The sequence below is a fragment of the Dyadobacter sp. CY323 genome (assembly GCF_021390245.1).
Taxonomy (GTDB): Bacteria; Bacteroidota; Bacteroidia; order Cytophagales; family Spirosomataceae; genus Dyadobacter.
Window position 1 is genome coordinate 182384 of the sequence record NZ_JAJUXH010000018.1, and the last position, 17370, is coordinate 199753.

The 17370-nt window shown below is 46.9% G+C and carries 15 protein-coding genes; 8 read left to right on the forward strand and 7 right to left on the reverse strand.

The genetic code is table 11. The features are described 5' to 3' along the window. Positions 1 to 558, reverse strand: a complete 558-nt coding sequence (locus tag LZG72_RS22305; RefSeq protein WP_233877293.1) for a carboxymuconolactone decarboxylase family protein — start codon at positions 556 to 558, stop codon at positions 1 to 3. Between the two features lie 254 nt (positions 559 to 812). Between LZG72_RS22305 and LZG72_RS22310 the strand changes: the two genes are divergently transcribed. From LZG72_RS22310 to LZG72_RS22320, 3 genes are all read left to right on the forward strand, one after another. After that, positions 813 to 4373 (forward strand): patatin-like phospholipase family protein, encoded by a 3561-nt coding sequence (locus tag LZG72_RS22310; RefSeq protein WP_233877295.1) that lies wholly within the window; start codon positions 813 to 815, stop codon positions 4371 to 4373. 58 nt (positions 4374 to 4431) lie between these two features. Further along, positions 4432 to 4773: a DUF3072 domain-containing protein gene (locus LZG72_RS22315; RefSeq protein WP_233877297.1), complete on the forward strand. Its 342-nt coding sequence runs from the start codon at positions 4432 to 4434 to the stop codon at positions 4771 to 4773. Positions 4774 to 5040: 267 nt separating this feature from the next. Continuing rightward, positions 5041 to 6024 (forward strand): DUF1080 domain-containing protein, encoded by a 984-nt coding sequence (locus tag LZG72_RS22320; protein ID WP_233877299.1) that lies wholly within the window; start codon positions 5041 to 5043, stop codon positions 6022 to 6024. Positions 6025 to 6029: 5 nt separating this feature from the next. Here the strand turns inward: LZG72_RS22320 and LZG72_RS22325 are convergent, their stop codons facing one another. Further along, positions 6030 to 6791, reverse strand: a complete 762-nt coding sequence (locus LZG72_RS22325) for a DNA alkylation repair protein (protein WP_233877301.1) — start codon at positions 6789 to 6791, stop codon at positions 6030 to 6032. Positions 6792 to 7090: 299 nt separating this feature from the next. Between LZG72_RS22325 and LZG72_RS22330 the strand changes: the two genes are divergently transcribed. Then, complete coding sequence (locus LZG72_RS22330; RefSeq protein WP_233877303.1) at positions 7091 to 7618, forward strand: hypothetical protein; 528 nt, start codon at positions 7091 to 7093, stop codon at positions 7616 to 7618. Positions 7619 to 7647: 29 nt separating this feature from the next. On the opposite strand, the gene LZG72_RS22335 is transcribed toward LZG72_RS22330, so the two are convergent. The 5 genes from LZG72_RS22335 to LZG72_RS22355 all read right to left on the reverse strand — a co-directional run bounded on the left by LZG72_RS22335 (position 7648) and on the right by LZG72_RS22355 (position 14164). Further along, positions 7648 to 7833 (reverse strand): hypothetical protein, encoded by a 186-nt coding sequence (locus LZG72_RS22335; RefSeq protein WP_233877305.1) that lies wholly within the window; start codon positions 7831 to 7833, stop codon positions 7648 to 7650. 19 nt (positions 7834 to 7852) lie between these two features. Further along, positions 7853 to 8332, reverse strand: a complete 480-nt coding sequence (locus tag LZG72_RS22340; protein ID WP_233877307.1) for a hypothetical protein — start codon at positions 8330 to 8332, stop codon at positions 7853 to 7855. 96 nt (positions 8333 to 8428) lie between these two features. Beyond that, positions 8429 to 9913 carry a SusD/RagB family nutrient-binding outer membrane lipoprotein gene (locus LZG72_RS22345; RefSeq protein WP_233877308.1) on the reverse strand — a complete coding sequence of 495 codons (1485 nt, stop codon included), beginning with the start codon at positions 9911 to 9913 and terminating at the stop codon, positions 8429 to 8431. Positions 9914 to 9927: 14 nt separating this feature from the next. Next, positions 9928 to 13140, reverse strand: coding sequence for a SusC/RagA family TonB-linked outer membrane protein (locus tag LZG72_RS22350; protein ID WP_233877310.1), 3213 nt, complete (start codon positions 13138 to 13140; stop codon positions 9928 to 9930). Positions 13141 to 13261: 121 nt separating this feature from the next. After that, complete coding sequence (locus LZG72_RS22355; RefSeq protein ID WP_233877312.1) at positions 13262 to 14164, reverse strand: nuclear transport factor 2 family protein; 903 nt, start codon at positions 14162 to 14164, stop codon at positions 13262 to 13264. Between the two features lie 206 nt (positions 14165 to 14370). Here LZG72_RS22355 and LZG72_RS22360 point away from each other — a divergent pair, with 206 nt between their 5' ends. From LZG72_RS22360 to LZG72_RS22375, 4 genes are read left to right on the forward strand one after another with little or no spacing between them, the layout of a single operon-like run. Beyond that, a complete protein-coding gene (locus LZG72_RS22360; protein WP_233877314.1) occupies positions 14371 to 15492 on the forward strand; it encodes a sensor histidine kinase in 1122 nt (373 codons plus the stop codon). 11 nt (positions 15493 to 15503) lie between these two features. Beyond that, positions 15504 to 15986, forward strand: coding sequence for a copper resistance protein NlpE (locus LZG72_RS22365; RefSeq protein WP_233877316.1), 483 nt, complete (start codon positions 15504 to 15506; stop codon positions 15984 to 15986). A 5-nt stretch (positions 15987 to 15991) separates the two neighbouring features. Continuing rightward, the gene (locus tag LZG72_RS22370) at positions 15992 to 16489 is read left to right on the forward strand and encodes a hypothetical protein (RefSeq protein ID WP_233877318.1); all 498 of its coding nucleotides are present in this window, start codon (positions 15992 to 15994) and stop codon (positions 16487 to 16489) included. Positions 16490 to 16506: 17 nt separating this feature from the next. Beyond that, positions 16507 to 17214: a LytTR family DNA-binding domain-containing protein gene (locus tag LZG72_RS22375; protein ID WP_233877320.1), complete on the forward strand. Its 708-nt coding sequence runs from the start codon at positions 16507 to 16509 to the stop codon at positions 17212 to 17214. The last annotated feature ends 156 nt before the right edge of the window (positions 17215 to 17370 follow it).

The window sequence follows — 17370 nt, forward strand, 5'->3', positions numbered from 1 at the left end:
CTAATACGTACCGTTGATTACGGTGGCGCTGTAACCGTTTGCAATCACTTTTTTCGCCCGGTTGCGGTAAATGTCCGGGTCGGTCGGCGCGGTGGTAGCCAGCCCATCTACGTAGCGATTGAACATGCAGAATGCAGCCGCAATCAGCACGGTATCATGAATGTCGCGGTCGTCGGCGCCGTTTGTTTTTGCCCTCTCAATTTGTTTCGTCGTCACATTCTTCCCGCCTTTTTGCACACTTCCGGCAATGGAAAGCAATGCTTTCATTTTTTCCGAAAGACCAGTCGCGGCATAATCACTCTTCACACTTTTTATAAAAGACCAATCCTCGTCTTCCAGGTAGGCACTGGCGATTGCCCCGTGAATGGTTTGGCAAAAAAAGCAGTCGTTCAGAGACGAAACGTATGTGGCTATCAGTTCCCGCTCCCCGCGGCTCATGCCTTCGTCGGTTTGCATTAATGCATTCGCCAGCAAATTCATCGGCCCGGCCGTCTGCGGACTAAACAGCATCGGCCCCAAAATTCCGGGCACTCCGTCTTCAAGCTTGATGTGGGGCATATAATGAACAGTTGACAGGTACAGGTGATACCTTTAAATGTACTGTTAATTGCTGGAATTGTCAATATTCCATTTTCGGTATTAGTTAGTCGGATTGAAGACGAGAACTGCGTAACAGCCTGACCGTTAAATCAATAAAAATCCCTCTAAATTGAATCGGACGCATTTCTCTCTAACTTACTTCACCTGCATCCCCATCAGATAACCCACGCCTTTTTAACTAAACCCAAATCTTACAAGCCCGATCCCCTCTCATGGACATCGTAACCGACCTCACCTCGCAAGCCGTCTCTTACCTTACACTTTTACAGGATATTTGTAAGGATCAGGACATTCCTTACGACAACAATTCACGAAATGAGTATGTGATCTCCGTCCGGGCCACAATTCCGGAAATCGAGATCAGGTATGTCAATATTGCTGCCAAAACCGATGCGGCAGCTTCAGAAACAGAGGCTTCGAAAGATCTGATCAAAAGGCGGATCAAACGGATGAAGGAGATTATTTTTTACAGTAACACCGTAGAAAATGTCGAAACCCGATTGGTGGAATCTTTTTTCGATTCGGGCAAACGATTGCTTGAATGGCTGGATACCAATATTTCGGCCGGTTCAAAAGCCCTCGAAAATAGGGACGACGCACCTTTGCTGATGACGCCAGATCAGTGGCGAAGAAGTTTCAGGGTGATTTTGTACGAAAATCCGGCGGAACGGGTGACACTCGTCGACATCCTCCATTACGTTCCATTCCAGGTGATACTGGCACTTGGCGGCGGCAAAGAAGATGCCTATAATCAAAGGCTGTTTCAGATTTATGCCAAAGGAAAGGACGTTGCATTGCTGGATACGGAAGAAAATACCATACTTAAAACCTGGTGGGAAGAACCATACCTAAATGAAGAAACCTGGTGGCAAGATACCTACACCGCCAAGCCGAAATCCGAATTCATAAATGAACTCCTGACAAACGACCAGGAGCTTTTGAAATGGGTGGAACAAGACAATCCGGTATCGTTCGAAACCGCATTTACCAAGGAGCTGATTCACATTGACCGCAGCCGGAAAGAGCGAAGAAAAGATCCCTCGGGATTTGTTCAAAAAACCATCAGCCTGCTTAAATCCGACGGCCCGAACAACAAAGGTGACTTCGACCTCATGGATCATGAAGACGCCAACATTCCTGAAAGCGGCACCAAAGACCCGCTGCTGCTCGCACAGGAAATGAAACTTACCGGACTGGCTTTTTCCGGCGGGGGGATCAGGTCCGCCACATTTAACCTCGGTGTACTTCAAAAGCTGGCTGAAAATGGTATTTTACAACACATCGATTACTTATCGACGGTTTCAGGTGGCGGGTACATTGGCTCCTGGTTTCTGTCCTGGATCAAACGCTCGGGCTCCATTTCGAAAGTAACAGACCGGCTCGATAGTAAAAAGTCCACTGACCCGATGGCGGATGAGGTACGCCCGTTGCGCTGGCTACGGATGTACAGCAATTACCTGGCACCCAATGCCAGTATCATGTCCACAGATTCCTGGACGATCGGAGTAACCTGGATCCGGAACACGCTCATTAATCAAAGCATTCTGTTGCTTTTGCTTTGCACCTTACTCGCATTGATCGAAAATGTGTACCTGCTTTGGAAATATTTTGCAGTCACCGATTTATATAACAACTGGGTACTTGGAATCGGCAGTACACTCATTCTCGCCTCCGGCTCTGTCCTGGCCGGGCTCGGCATGCATACATTCGACCAGGATGTATCTCCGAAAAGCTTGCTGCGATATGGTCGCGACAACCGGTTTGCCTCGTTCCTGGTCGGCTGGGCTTTTGTTACTGCATTTCTTGTCAGCGCCTGGCTGTTTTTCATTACTGGCAACGAACAAACCTTCCCGCACAAGCTGAAAGTATTTATTTTACCAGCAATCGTCGGCATGGGCGGGATTCTGCTCATCGCCTACTGGGGAAATTATCAAAAGCATAAACGCTTCAAAAAGAACTGGAAAGTGCACATTTCAATTGTGATTTCTTCTGCTATCGCCATTGCGGCTGCATTTTTGCTACTTTCCCTGGTTTGGAAAATCATCGAAGGAATTCACCTTGCCGACCTGCCGGGTTTTTACAGAGGAGTTTCTTCTACGCAATGGATCCGTCAGGCGAGTGAGTTTGCCGACACGAAGATCCTCGTTTTTGTGATCGGTATCCCACTGGTATTGGAAGTCATTTCACTCTGTGTCGTGATCCGGATGTTCATTATGGGAATCTACTTCCCGGACGAGCGCCGGGAATGGTGGGGACGAATGGGCGCCATTGTCCACCGCATGATTTTGTTGTGGGTTGTCATTACGGTTTGTGTTTTTATTTTGCCAAAAGTCGTGAAAGTCATTAATGAGCAAGATCTCAAAACGCTGGCAGGTATGCTGGGCGGCTGGGCGGCGATTGTGGGAGCCGGCGTGCGGATGGCATTTACGTCCACATCGTCCGGCGAGAATAAAGACAAAACCGGATTCAGTGTGAAAGAAGTTTTTATCCGGGCTGCTCCCTATCTTTTTATGATCGGCTTTTTACTCGTCGGTTCGTATACCCTCGATTTTTTCAAAAGGCTGGATGTCTGGTCCATTATCACCGGTATTTTCGACAGTCTGACCCGGGGAACCGAATCCAATACAATTCTGAAAAAAGCGATCGATACCATCGAATCGCTGCCCCAGGCCGAGCTTCTGGGAGGTATTCTGAATATGACCGTAGTCGGCGCTCTGACGTTATTACTAAGCTGGCGGGCCGGCGTAAACGAATTTACACTCCACCATTTTTACCGTAACCGTTTGATCCGGGCTTATCTCGGAGCAACCAGAAGAAGGACAGACCGCATTAAAACGGCCAACAATTTCACTGGTTTCGACAACAATGATGATATTAAAATGCAGGATTTATCCGTAGACAACAATTACTACGGTCCCTACCCGCTCATTAACACCGCATTGAATGCAACGATCGTTTCCGAACTGGACCGGCAAGACCGTAAAGCGGAGTCATTTTTGTTCACGCCCCTTTTCTGCGGGTTCGACTTCAGCGCTACCCGCTCGGCTGCCTACTCCAAAGACGGCGTATATAATTACGGTTACCGACCGACGAAAGACTTTGCAGGCGGCCCTACACTGGGTACAGCCATGGCGATTTCGGGTGCGGCGGTTAATCCGAACATGGGTTATCACTCCTCGGCTGCTACTGCGTTCCTGTTGAGTGTCTTTAATGTAAAACTGGGCTGGTGGATCGGCAATCCGCGCACCGATTGCTGGAAAGATCCCGAACCGAAGCTGGGTATCGGCTACATTACCTATGACCTGATCGGCAAATCGACCGTCAATTCTAACTATGTGAGCCTTTCCGATGGCGGCCATTTTGATAATATGGGCATTTACGAACTGGTCCGGCGACGCTGCAGTCTCATCATCGTGGGCGATGCAGAAGAAGATTCCGGTTCACTATGCGAGGGGCTGGCCAATGCAGTCCGCCGCTGCCGCATCGATTTCGGGGTAGAAATAGAAATCGATACCGACGACATCACCGAAAAGGATGCTAAAACATTGATGGGAAAAACCCATGTTGTAGAAGGCACGATCCGGTATCCGGGAACGGCGAAACCCGGGAAACTGATTTACATTAAAACCGCGCTCACCGGCGACGAACCTGCCGACATCCGGGAATATCAAATGCAAAACCCAAAATTCCCGCAACAACCCACATCCGACCAATTCTTCACCGAAGATCAGTTTGAAAGCTATCGCAAATTAGGTTACCATAGTATTTTGTAAACAAAAAACCATACAATATTCGCTGGTCGTATACAGCTTATCGTTTAAGAATCGAGATATGCGATTGACCACGGGTGATAAAATAACCTACTGGCTCAGTTTTTTTACCTGGTCTTTTAAAACAAATCAACAAACGATGACTGAGAACGATAACATATTGCCGGAAGAAACGGAGAATCCGACGAACGACAGCAAAGTAATCCCACAAGGTACGAATGCGATCAAAGACCCGGATGAATGGACCACAGGTGAGGAACCAATGACAGGTGCGCAGCAATCCTATCTAAAAACGCTTTCAGATGAAGCAGGCGTTGAATTTGATGCCAACCTCACGAAAGCGGAAGCGTCGAAACGGATTGATGAATTACAGCATAAAACGGGCCGCGGACTTAACAATTAGCCCATATTCAGCCATAACTGGCAGTACCACGGAGAACCACGTACCTAAAAAGGGACTTGCCCATTAAATTCCAATGAATTCTGAGCCGAATAAATGCTCCATTCGGCTCAGAATCACTTTGTGGGTTCATTATTTTGTAAAAGTCATCCTCACCGCGTAAATAGAAACACAGGAATTGCCGGATATCACTTTAAATTAACCCGGTTCTTTGATCTCGGGATTATTTTAATTTTTATCTCTAAATTGACCCTTCAATATAAAAAAACGATGAATACTAGACTCCAAACCAATCTTCGCCAGATTCTACGGCGAGCATTTTTACCAGCCCTGAGTTTGTTAATGGCTTTTACTTCCATTCAAATCCAGGCAAATCCCTCAAAACCAGCAGCATCTCCGATAGAAGGCCGCTGGGACATTACGGTTGACGCTGATGGCAAGCCGCTGCCTTCGTGGCTGGAAGTAAGACATTCGGGCACCAGCACATTGGTGGGCCAGTTTACAGGCTTTTCGGGAAGTGCGCGACCGATCTCCGAAGTAAAATTTAAAGATGGAAAATTCAGTTTTGCCATTCCAAAACAATGGGAAAGAGGTGACAAGGACCTGACCGTCGAGGGAACACTTTCCGGCGAATCCATCTCAGGTACGCTCACCACCCCGGAAGGAAAAACCCATAGCTGGAAAGGCGTCCGTGCACCGGCATTGCGCAAAACGACTCTGCCTGCCTGGGGCACGCCTATTAAATTGACAGGAGGCAACGAAATAAAAGGCTGGCATCCCATGGGATCTCCTACCAATCAATGGGTTGCCGAAAACGGCATTCTCCGCAGTCCAAAATCGGGTGCAAACCTCATTACCGACCAGAAGTTCGGTGATTTTAAACTACATATCGAATTCCGCATACCGAAAGGCAGTAACAGCGGCGTGTACCTTCGCGGCCGTTACGAAGTGCAGGTAACCGACAGCAAAGGAATGGAACCTTCACTCGATCAAATGGGCGCTGTTTACGGTTTTATTACCCCAAGTGAAATGGTGGCGAAAGAGCCCGGTGAGTGGAATACATTTGACATTACCCTGGTAGGCAGGATGTTGACACTCGTTGCAAACGGCAAAACGGTGATCAGCAATCAGGAGATCCCGGGCATCACCGGTGGCGCTCTTGATAGTAATGAAGGTGAGCCTGGCCCCTTGTACATCCAGGGTGACCACGGCCCGGTAGAATATCAGAATATCATCATTACCCCTGCCAAATAGCAACGTTACTTAGCTTGTTTCAGGCCCATATAATAGCTTTTCAATGGCTTGTCAAAATGCTCGATTGAATAGCGAAGCATGGTCCTGGGCATGGTAGCGGCATATTTTTCCAGGAAGTTCTGCAGCAGCGGGCGGTTGATCTGTCCCGCGCTGCGCAACATCCAGCCGGTCGCTTTATGGATCAGATCGTGTTTGTCCTCCAGCAGCGATTCCGCGATTTTAAATGTATCGGCAATGTCCCCCTGCCTGATAAAGTAGCCCGTCGCAACGATGGCAGTTCGTCTTTCCCAGACATCTTCGGATTTGGCCAGATCAAAAAGAACATTCCTCGGCTCACCGGACAAATACAAATATCCGCCCACGACATACGGTGCACAAATATCCACCAGGTCCCAGTTATTAATGCGGTCCGTGCGCCGGAGGTAAAGATCATAAAGTACCTTTCTCTGGCTCATGGGCGTTTTTTTCAATCTCGCCTGCTGATTAATGATACTCAATGCACCCGTCCGTATTTCATGGATCGGGTTATCCAGCAACTTGTCGATTTCTTCCACCGGCATGTTGATGTAGGCTTTGGCCAGCGCAAAGATCTGGCCCATTCGCACACCCATAAAAACATCGCCTTCCCCATACTCCCCCTCGCCCGTTTTGAAATAACGCATCAGTTTCATGGCCTCGGCTGGTGACCGGTAGGTTTCCATTTTTGCTGCAAATTCGGCAGCAGTGGGATTTTCTGGTTTTTCAGAAATAGATTGAATTCCGGGCATGATGTTTTAGGCTAATGATGCTATCAAATATACTTATATAAAATATCCTGAGGAGCTATTATATTACCATTTCCGGCGTTAAAAGCCGGCTAAACTACATAATCCGATACAATGACATTCAGATCTACTGGTTTTTTATTACTGCTTATTTTAACGTTAGTCGGCTGCAAAAGCCTGAAAGATAGCCCAAAATATAACTTTGCAGATGGTGTTTATCACACCAAGGTAAAAGGACAAAAGCAAATTGTGTATGTGGAGAACACGGAGGATTCCATTGTGATCTATTCTTTGAAAAAGGGATGGCAGCATGCTCCGATAAAACCATCGACGTTAACCAAACGACACCTTTCGAAAACAGCATCGGTCGAAAACCTTGGCGCAACCAAATATTGCAAAAGGGATTCGACGTCGACATCATGACGATCCCGATCAAATTCCGGCCATCAACATCCAGCTTTCCGAAGCAATTCAGCAATCATTTGAACGGTGACGTCTATCTGGGCTATCGAACGGATCTATACCGATTATCATTTGAAAAAGATCCGATCGGCCGCATTCATGAAAAGGTGAAGCATTACGGATTGTCTGGGGGATTTATGACTGGTTTTGGTCTGACACCGATGAACTCCTGGGTGACGAACAATGGAATCAACATCGAGTATGACGGTTTGGTATGGTCAAAAGGCATCGCCGTTATCATGGGTCTGGAAAAATTCACATTCGGTCTGATTGGGGGCATCGATCATCTTCTGGATGAAAACAAACAGCTCTGGATCTATCAGGGAAAACCGTACGTGGGGCTGGCTGTGGGGCTGAATTTGAACTAGGGGGTGGTAGTCTCCTGTCAGGTTTTGGCTTATTTCATGCTGGCTTTTCCCGCAGCAATTTCCCTGCTTCTTTTTGAAACCCATTCGCTCATCTTAGCAACCTCCTCATTGGATCGTGTACCATTCCAAATCATTAACGGCCCAACTTCTTCTTCCTCAGAAGGATTATGAGAAGAAGTGCTGAGGGAATATTTTTTTTTGATCGCTGTTTCCATAATACTAAAATTAGTGATTTTAAAAGTATAAATCAATCAATGCTTCTGCTGCATCAGGTTCAATTACCATTCTTAATCCGAAAATTAATTTGGCACCGAATCTTTCATAGTAGGGAATTAGCCTGTTTTTAGCATCAAAATAAATATATCCTTCCAAGCCTAAATCAAATGAAACCTTGCAGCATAAAGCAATAAGCGCTTTGCCGGCACCACTATATAGAGGATTTCCACGCTTATTTGAATGGGCTGCCTCCATATTCGCACACTCCAGAATTCCGGGAGTCGGCCGGAATCCGACTAAACCTTTAAGTTTATCCCTTTGGCCGTCAACGCATAACTTATAAATGATGTAATCTGACTGTAACCGAAGAAAATCAAAATGAAACAGATCCTTGTGCTGTTTTATTTCCTTCAAGGTTGCGGGGGCTGCAAATGCGTCACATTTAAGACCCGACGTATTTGATTTTAAAGCTGATTTCAGTGTGTATAGTTTCTTCATGGGGCCGAAATTAGAAAAAAGGAAAACATTTTAAAATGCCTCCCTTTTTCCAATCAATTTGTCCTAGGGCTAAAGCCTCAGGCAATTGATTTTTTTTCAAAACTTATCCCACCAATTCTTTACAGCCTTACTATTTCCGCCACCCAGTTTCTCCAAAGCGGTTCGGTAATGTGCGCCGTTCAGCGAAGCCTCGGTGAGCGGGTAACTCATTCTCGTCGATACATCCGTCACATCGGCATCGAGCGAGCCGTCGGCCGGGGCAACGAAAATGGCCTTGCCCGAGATCGGATCTTTAAAATCGAGGCGCAAACGTTCGAGCCAGCCCTGCATCCCCTGAGTATACATCGCGATCCATTTCTGAGAGCCGATGCTATCTTTCCATTTCGCCGCATTGTACGGGACTTTTTTCAGGTAAGCAGCGATTGCAGCATCGGTTACTCCGGCGTAATGCATATTGGCGGTGATACCTTCTTTGTAATACTGCTCGGCCGTTGCTGTCAAACCAACATTTAAACCGCGGGCGACGATTTCGGCCAGCATAAATTTCACCTCCGCCAAATCAAGCCAGATCGTAGGTGCCTGAGCGCCAATAGCATAGTTACCCGGCAGACTCACCAGCGTCCGGTTGCCATTTGAGCTTCCGTTCCCGTTTTCCAACCCGTACACTTCTCCCACATATGTATTTGTATTTAACAAAGGTTGCGCAAAAACCGGTAACCTCGGATCATCATACTGTTTCAGATAATCCACGAACGTTTTCGACATCGAAAAGTCCACACGGATCTTGAAGCTCTCATTCATTGGATTGTTGTTCGGGGTCGCGGGAAGCCAGGTCAATGCAGCACTTTGATCCTGCGTGCTGATGATGCCGCCATTGGCCGGGTCCAGCGATTTCTTGATGGCAGCCAACGCCTCTGCCGGTTTTGCATCGATCATCCTCAAAGCAATCCGTAACCGAAGTGCGTTAGCGAACTTTTTCCAATTCGCAACATTGCCCTGGAACACGATGTCCCCGGTTAGATGACCCGGTTTCGCCGGGTCTAAAATTTTGATCTGCTCTTCCAGCGTTGTCAGCAATCCGGCATAAACCTCCTCGCCCGAATCGTATTTCGGGGTTACGTCCTCCGCGTCCAGCGATTCCGAGTACGGAATCGGGCCCCCGTAAATGTCCGTCAGGAAATGATAGGTATATGCTTTCATGATCTCGGAAATGGCGATCCGGTTTTCGAACCCTTCCTCCTTTTCCAGTAGTTCCAGTCTTTGCGATTCCTTCAGTTCACTCAGCACATCCGCGTAAAAAGTATCCCACATGATCTGATTGATATTTTCGCGAATCTGGTAGCGGCTTTCCTCGGAGTAATACGTAGAAGACCAGTACTGGGCATAATACATCCCAAATCTCCCATTGTTCCATTCATCGGCGATATTGTACGAGAAATTGTATTGTGCATTCGTAAATAGCTGGGCCGCAGTCGCGAATTCTGCGCCGTTCGGGTTTTTGTTCATTTCTTCAAAACCATCCGTGCAGGCGAGCACGGAGAGAAGGAACAATGTCGACGTAATATTTTTAAAAACTTTCATAGCTGTCTGATTGATTAAAATCCAAAAGTTACATTCACACCCATCGACCGGATCGAGGGCAATGCGCCACCTTCGAGTCCCTGCCAGTTTGTAATCGAATTGGTAATGGCGGTGGGATCGACGTGTTGCGAATTCGACTTCATCAACCACAAATTCCTACCTATGAACGCAAGTCTTACCCGGCTGAAAGGCGTTTTTTCAACAACACCCGCGGGAAGGTTATATCCAAAATTAATTTCCCGTAAATAGATGAAACTCGCGTCGATGACATCCAGTGAGTTGATATTATAACCTCCGTTCCCATTGCTGCTGAAATGCGTCCGCGCCGGGATCACTACGTCATTCGGCGTTCCGTCTTCTTTCACTCCCTCAGCTATAACGCCTTTTTCGCGAACATCACCCTCGGCTGTTTCTTTCAGGATACCTGTCTCGTGGCCAAACATTTGGGTAGTTGAGAAGAAGCTGCCTCCTTTCTGGAAATCGATTAATGCCGAAAGTGTAAATCCTTTGTACCGGAATGCATTAATCAAACCACCTGTAAATGAAGGCAATACAGACCCCAGCACTTTCTGCTCCTCGGTGCGCATGTAGATCCCGTTTTCGTTGACTAGCTTCCTGCCCTGACTATCGTACTGAAAATCATAGCCCACAATCGAGCCGAACGATTCACCTTCACGGGCTTCCAGCTGCACGGCAAAAGATGCGGCAGTGAGCAGCATGACCTTTTGATCCGGCATCAGCCGGATAATCCTGTTCTTATTCTTCGCCCAGTTCAGCGTTACGTCCCAGCTGAAATTCTCAGTCGCAACCGGACGTGCATTTAAACTGATTTCCAGGCCCTTATTCTCAACCAAACCTGCATTGATGTATTTGAAAGTAGCACCGGTAGCCGCAGACTGGCTCAATGGAATGATCTGATTTTTCGTCTGACGATTGTAGTAAGACAAATTTATTCCCACCCGATTGTTCAAAATCTTAAATTCCGTCCCGAATTCATATTCCGAGGTCAGCTCCGGTTTCAGGTTCGCATTCGGTAATGTGTTGGGGTAAGAAAGCTTGGAATCGGAGCCGAAAGGCTGGCTAAGTTCGTAGGCCAGCATGATGTTATAGGGATCGGTATCATTTCCAACCTGCGCCAATGCAGCCCTGAATTTCAAGAAGTTAAGCCAGTCGGCATCGACCAGTCCAGATGCTACCCACGAAAGTGATGCGGACGGGTAGAAATAAGAATTGTTTTTCACCGGCAAGGTCGAAGACCAGTCGTTCCGTGCTCCGAGGTCGAGGAAAAGCATGTCTTTATACCCGAGCGACGAGCTCGCAAAAACGGAATTGATCTGCTTTTTACTTTTATAATCGGTGATATCCGGACGTCCCACCGAGGCTTCCAGACTAAAAACATCCGAACTCAGACCATCTATGGTTTTGGAAACAAGATTACCGGAAGTGCGCGTCATCTGGTTCGCACCGAGGTTTGCATTCAAAGAAAAGTTGCCGAACGATTTGTTATAAGAAATCAAACCCTGAAAATTATTTTCCAAATGACTGTACTTACTCAACCAGTAGAGCGGCGTGATCTGAGAGCCGATCGCGACGCGCTCTTCCTGGTTTTCAAAATAGGTATCGGTCATAAATTTCACTTCCGCGCTCAGTCCGTTACGGAGCTTGTAATTGGCAGCCAGGTTTCCAAAAACACGTGTGCGGCCATCATTCTGATAGTTTTTGTGTCTTACCCAATACGGATTATTGGAATACAATGGCGTCGGGTCGTCCCACGCAATGCGGTTCCAGGTAAGCTGCGTACCGTCGGCCAGCTGATATTCTTTTAGTTTGTTGAAATCGACCTGGCGCTGTCCCCACTGCGTAAACTGCACCATAACATTGGAACCGTCGTCGGCATATCCCGTACCCGGCCTTCCTTTTGCAGAATGGGTCGAAAAGTTGGCTGCGCCGGAAATGGTGAGGTTTTTTATAGCCTCAAAACTAGCATTGATGCTCGCATTATGACGGTTGTATTTTGAGTTTGGCAAGATGTATTTCTGATCGAGATTGGAATATGAGATCCTGTAAGAACCTTTATCATAGGCACCATCCAGCGACACATTGTGGTTGAACGTCCCGCCGGTTTGGAAAAAGCTTTTGATGTTGTCAGGCTGCGCCACCCAGGGTACTACCTTTCCAAAATCCGGATTTTCATGGTCTTTATCCCAGCTCCAGTATGGCCGGTAAAGCTGTCCTTCAAACTTCGGCCCCCACGATTCGTCGTTCGAATATTGTGGGAGCAGATCATACCTGCCTTTCCCGTCATTGTCGTCGTAACTTCCCTTGCGGTCTTCGGGAAAAGCCTCCGGATTTTCGTTGTAATACAGCTTGTCGAAGCGTCTGCCGCCACCGTATTTGTTCTGATATTCAGGTAGTTTATAAACCTTATCCACATTATAACCAAATGAGTAAGTAAGGTTTGGTTTCTTTGCCTTGCTTCCTTTTTTGGTGGTGACCACGATCACACCATTCGCCCCGCGGCTTCCGTATAATGCGGTCGCTGCGGCACCTTTGAGCACCGTAACATTCTCGACATCATTGGGATTAAGATCCTGAATGGAATTTCCGTAATCATATCCGCCGGCCCCGCGCTGCTGATCGCGCGAGTTGGTATTCCGGTTTTCCATCGGCATTCCATCGACGACAAAAAGTGGATTATTGTTACCAAAAAGCGAATTGATCCCGCGAATGTTGATTTTCGCCGAACCTCCCATCGCACCCGAGTTGCCTGCCACCTGTACCCCGGCCAGCTTACCCGAAAGCGAATTCACCAGGTTGGTTTCACGAACGCTGCTGAGTTCCTCCCCGCTAATTTTCTGCGCCGAATACCCGATCGATTTTTCCTCCCGCCTGATCCCCAATGCGGTTACTACCACTTCTCCAAGCTGACGCGTATCAGCTGACAATGCAATCGTGAACGATGTGCGGCTTCCAACCGGCACCTCCTGCGTTTCGAAGCCAATGTAGCTCACGATCAAAACGGTACTGTCACCCGGAATTTTGAGTGTAAATAATCCTTCCGAATTGGTTTGCGTTCCCGCATTCGCCCCGCGGATCTTGATGTTCACACCGGCCAGCGCAGTGCCGTCTTCTTTCGCCGTAATCGTTCCGGTCACCGTACGTTCCTGGGCGAGCGCGCACATCGCGGGCAGCAGCAGCGCGCACAATAATGAATAGATATTTTTCATGCTATATGGATTTGGTTTGTAATACACGCCGGTTTCGTGCATTGCCTGGATTTACGGACCGGGCAATGCTGTATGTTGAAGTAAAGGCTAAACGACACTAACGGTAGCCTGTATACTTTTCTTAGTGGGAGGGATTTCTTCTTTGGGTAAGACTGATTTCTTCGGTAACAATTTTCCAGCCGGCTTCCTGAAAATGCCAGACTCGCACAAAAAAACCACGTCTCGCATTCGTTCCTTTTCCAAGCGTTACCTCGCCATAACAATAAGCCAGGTCAGCACTTTGCGACATTCCCCGGTCGGTGATCGCAAACCCGCAAGATCCTATTTTTTCAGCCGCAAGGGTCGCGAGATTGGTACTTTTAGACAAACCGGCCTGCCGATCGTTCCATAAAAGCAGCGAGTTTTCGGCCAGGAATGCATCATAAGCTTTATCAGGATCGGTTTTCGCCAGTTCCGTGAAAGTCTTCTCGGATTCCCACGGTTCTTCTTTTTTTGTATTTGGTGAATAAGTCATTGGCAAAAAATCGTAATCCGTACTGTCCGGCCTGGGGCTTCGCTCAAACGCATTTGCGTGGTCTTTCAAGCCAGGCACACCGGCGTCCAGGATCACTTTAAATTTGCCGGCTGCATTCCTTTTCCAGATCGAAAAAAAGTACCCCGAACCAACCGGCTCTTTGCCACGCTCCGCAAAGAACTGGTATGGCCCGGAGGTGAAACCCAAGTCCCCGGCAGAGGAAACATGAGCCATAGTGGGATACCAGCTCAATAATTCCTCTCTGCGATCGGGTGTCTGTGTATATGCTAAAATTCCATTAACCGGTTTTGCATTATTGAACAAAACGCCGCTGCTGTCCAGATTTTCCAGAAACGCCGTTTTAATGCTGGTTTCAAAAGCTTTTTTCGCAAAGCTGTTTTCCGCATGTATCAGCTCTGTCAGGTTGCGGTTTTCCAGTCTTGACTTCAGATTAAATGCAAGACACAAGAACAGCAAAAAGATGCTCAGCCACTTTTCCGTGGACGCCATTTTAGTTTCTATATTGTTCTTTTCCAAGACCTTACCTACCTATCAGCGATTTGATTTACAATAATAAAAGATAACATGCTGGGATAAAAGATCGCATATCCGACCGTCGACAAAAAACCCCATTCATCGACGAATCGCATTCGTGAAAGATGAACGCCTCGCCCGACATCTACTTTTCCAGCTGTTGGTCGATATAATTTCATTTAATGGCTTCTTTTACATTCATTTACTGCAAGAAAAACCAGCCGGAAAATGATATGAGCTTCCTCGACAGACAAGTAAAGTTTCCTTTTTCAAACCGGCCGGTAGTCCTTAAATATGCACTAGTACATGCAGCCTACTGGGTCCTCATCACCGGATTTTTCCTTTACGAAAAACGCTACCTGATCCGGAAGGCAAGCCTCAACTATTTTGCGATCTGTGTGACAGGCCGGGTGGTGCTTCTGATCGTAATTGCTTACCTGAATATGCATTATTTTTTACCACGTTATTTACTCAAAAAGCAATATTCAAACTATTTCAGCCTGGTACTGATTTCCATTCTCGTCTACCTGATCATACAATCTCTGTTTGACTACTATCTCTATGGTTACGTGATCGGGCCTATGCGGAATACGGACTGGATCGAGACGTTGTCATACAATTTTTTCAGTACGATGTGGTATCTGGCACTAATGTTAGCCCTGAAACTGAGTATCGACTGGTACGAGCAACAGCGGATTTTTCAGAAAATACTGGTTGAAAAACTGAATGCAGAAGTCAATTTTCTGAGGTCGCAGGTGAATCCGCATTTTTTATTTAACATCCTTAACAACCTGTATGCATTGACATTAAAGAAATCCGACCTGGCGCCGGACGTTGTTCTGAAACTTTCGGAAATGATGGAATACATGCTTTACGATAGCGACGATCCGAAAGTGGCGCTCGGCAAGGAGATCAGCTACCTGCACAATTACATCGCCCTCGAAAAAATCCGGTACGATCACGATGCGGACATTTCGTTGCAGGTAAATGGCGACCCGGACGGGAAAGAAATTGCCCCGCTGCTAATTTTACCTCTGGTTGAAAATGCATTTAAACATGGTCTCAGCAAAAAAGCGGAAAACGGTTGGCTGCATGGGAAAATCAACGTAAGTCCGTCTTCACTGGAAGTTACGGTTGAAAACAACAAATCGGCTGGCCTGACAGTGGAAGGCAAAGGCGGGATTGGCCTGGAAAACCTTCGGAAACGTCTGGAATTGCTTTATCCCGCACGCCATTTATTGCAGATCGACGATTCCAATGAAAGCTTTAAAGTATTTATGGAGATCCAATTACAACCAGTTTAAATCTGTCAGCCATGAAACATACCCGATTTTTAGTACTGATCACGTTGGCTTTTGCATCCGTGATGGCAACCAGCTCTTCTCCGGATCCAATGATTTTCGTTTCTGCCAGTCCTTGCGACCCGGTTGCCAGGCATTATCTTGATATACCAAAGGACTTCGACTGCGAAATGATCAAGTGGCGCCTTTCGCTTTACAAAGATCCCCGGAACCAGTCTCCGACACGGTTTGAGCTGAGCTACACGTACGGCATGACGAAGCCGGGCACTGAAGGATTTATGAACGGTGGTTTTGCCAAAGAATTGAAGGGAAAATGGACTGCCACCAAAAGTACCTCCCAGCGCGCGGGATCGCATGTTTACCAACTGATCCCGGATTCCAGGCCGGGCACGATATCCTTCTTGAAACTGGATGAAAATGTGCTCCATTTACTTGATCTGAAAGGTAACTTCATGATCGGCAACGCAGGTTTCAGCTATACGATGAACAAACTATGAGAGCTATGAGAAAATTAATGGTGATGATGCTGACCATCACTTTCGGAAATGTGTATGCACAGTCAGAAAATCTTCTGAATATCCCGTCAAAAACCACGACCCGCATTCCAGTGGAGGAAGGCCCAAATGTCTGGGGTGTTTTTCATGGCCGGGTTCCCTGCCAGGAAATGGCGAAAGAACTGAAAATGCCCGTGGAAAGTAGCTGTGAAAAACTCAAATGGGCATTCACCTTTTACCAGGATCCCGCCACCCGGCAGCTCACTGCCTACAAATGGGAAGGTTCTTTGTTTCGCAACAAGCCAGCTGAAGGGAAATGTGTGCTTTTGAAAGGGATGCCGGATAACCCCGATGCGGTCCTCGTCCAGCTAAACCCGGATAAGCCCGAACATTCGGTATTTTTGCTGAAAGGAGATGATAATGTGTTATTTATGCTCGACAGCAACAAAAATCTGATTAAAGGAACCGATTACCTGAGCTATACTTTCAATCGGGTAGTCAATTAAGTTCGGGAAAAACACGTATGATCCAATGCGCTCTAATTGATGACGAACCACTCGCCCGGGAGATTCTGGAAGGTTACCTGAGACAGTCAGGTATAACCCGCACCGTTATGCAGTTCGGGAAGGCGGCAGAGGCGCTGGTGCATTTGCGAAACTCTGACGTGGACGTACTATTTCTGGACATCGAAATGCCCGAAATGAATGGCATTGAATTTCTGAAAGCATTATCCCAGCCGCCGGTCACCGTTTTTACCACCGCATACCGCGATTATGCATTCGAAGGTTTTGAGCTGGGTGTGATCGATTTTTTATTGAAACCCATTTCGTATGAACGGTTTTTACATGCATTGGAAAAAGTTCAGGATTTTCTGGCATTAAAGGATCAAAACGCAAAAATCGAGCACAACCCGGCCGAGCAAAAACTAGGCAGCGTGTTGGTGAAAAGCGGCGTGCAGCGAATTTTACTGGATTTCAATGAAGTAACACATATCCAGGGTTTAAAAGATTACGCCATTATCCACACCGGAAAAGGGAAGATCGTCATCAAAGGTTCGATCAAAGCCATGCACGAAATTTTCCCGGAAAGTCATTTTATACGAGTGCACAAATCCTTCATTGTGGCATTAGACAAAATCAAACGCATTGAAAAAAACCAAATCCTGATCAACGCAAACCACATTCCAATCGGGAGGAATTATAAGGAGGGGGTTTTGAAGGGATGGCAGTGAAATGTAAAGGGGGAGAAGTGAGAGGGGAGAAGTGAAATGTCATTGCCTGAAATAGGTTGCCTTCAGTTTTGAAGTTATTAATAAGATTAGAATTGAATTAAACATTGATTTGGATTGTGGTTAGCAGCCTGGGAATCAGTCCAAATATTGAGTTTA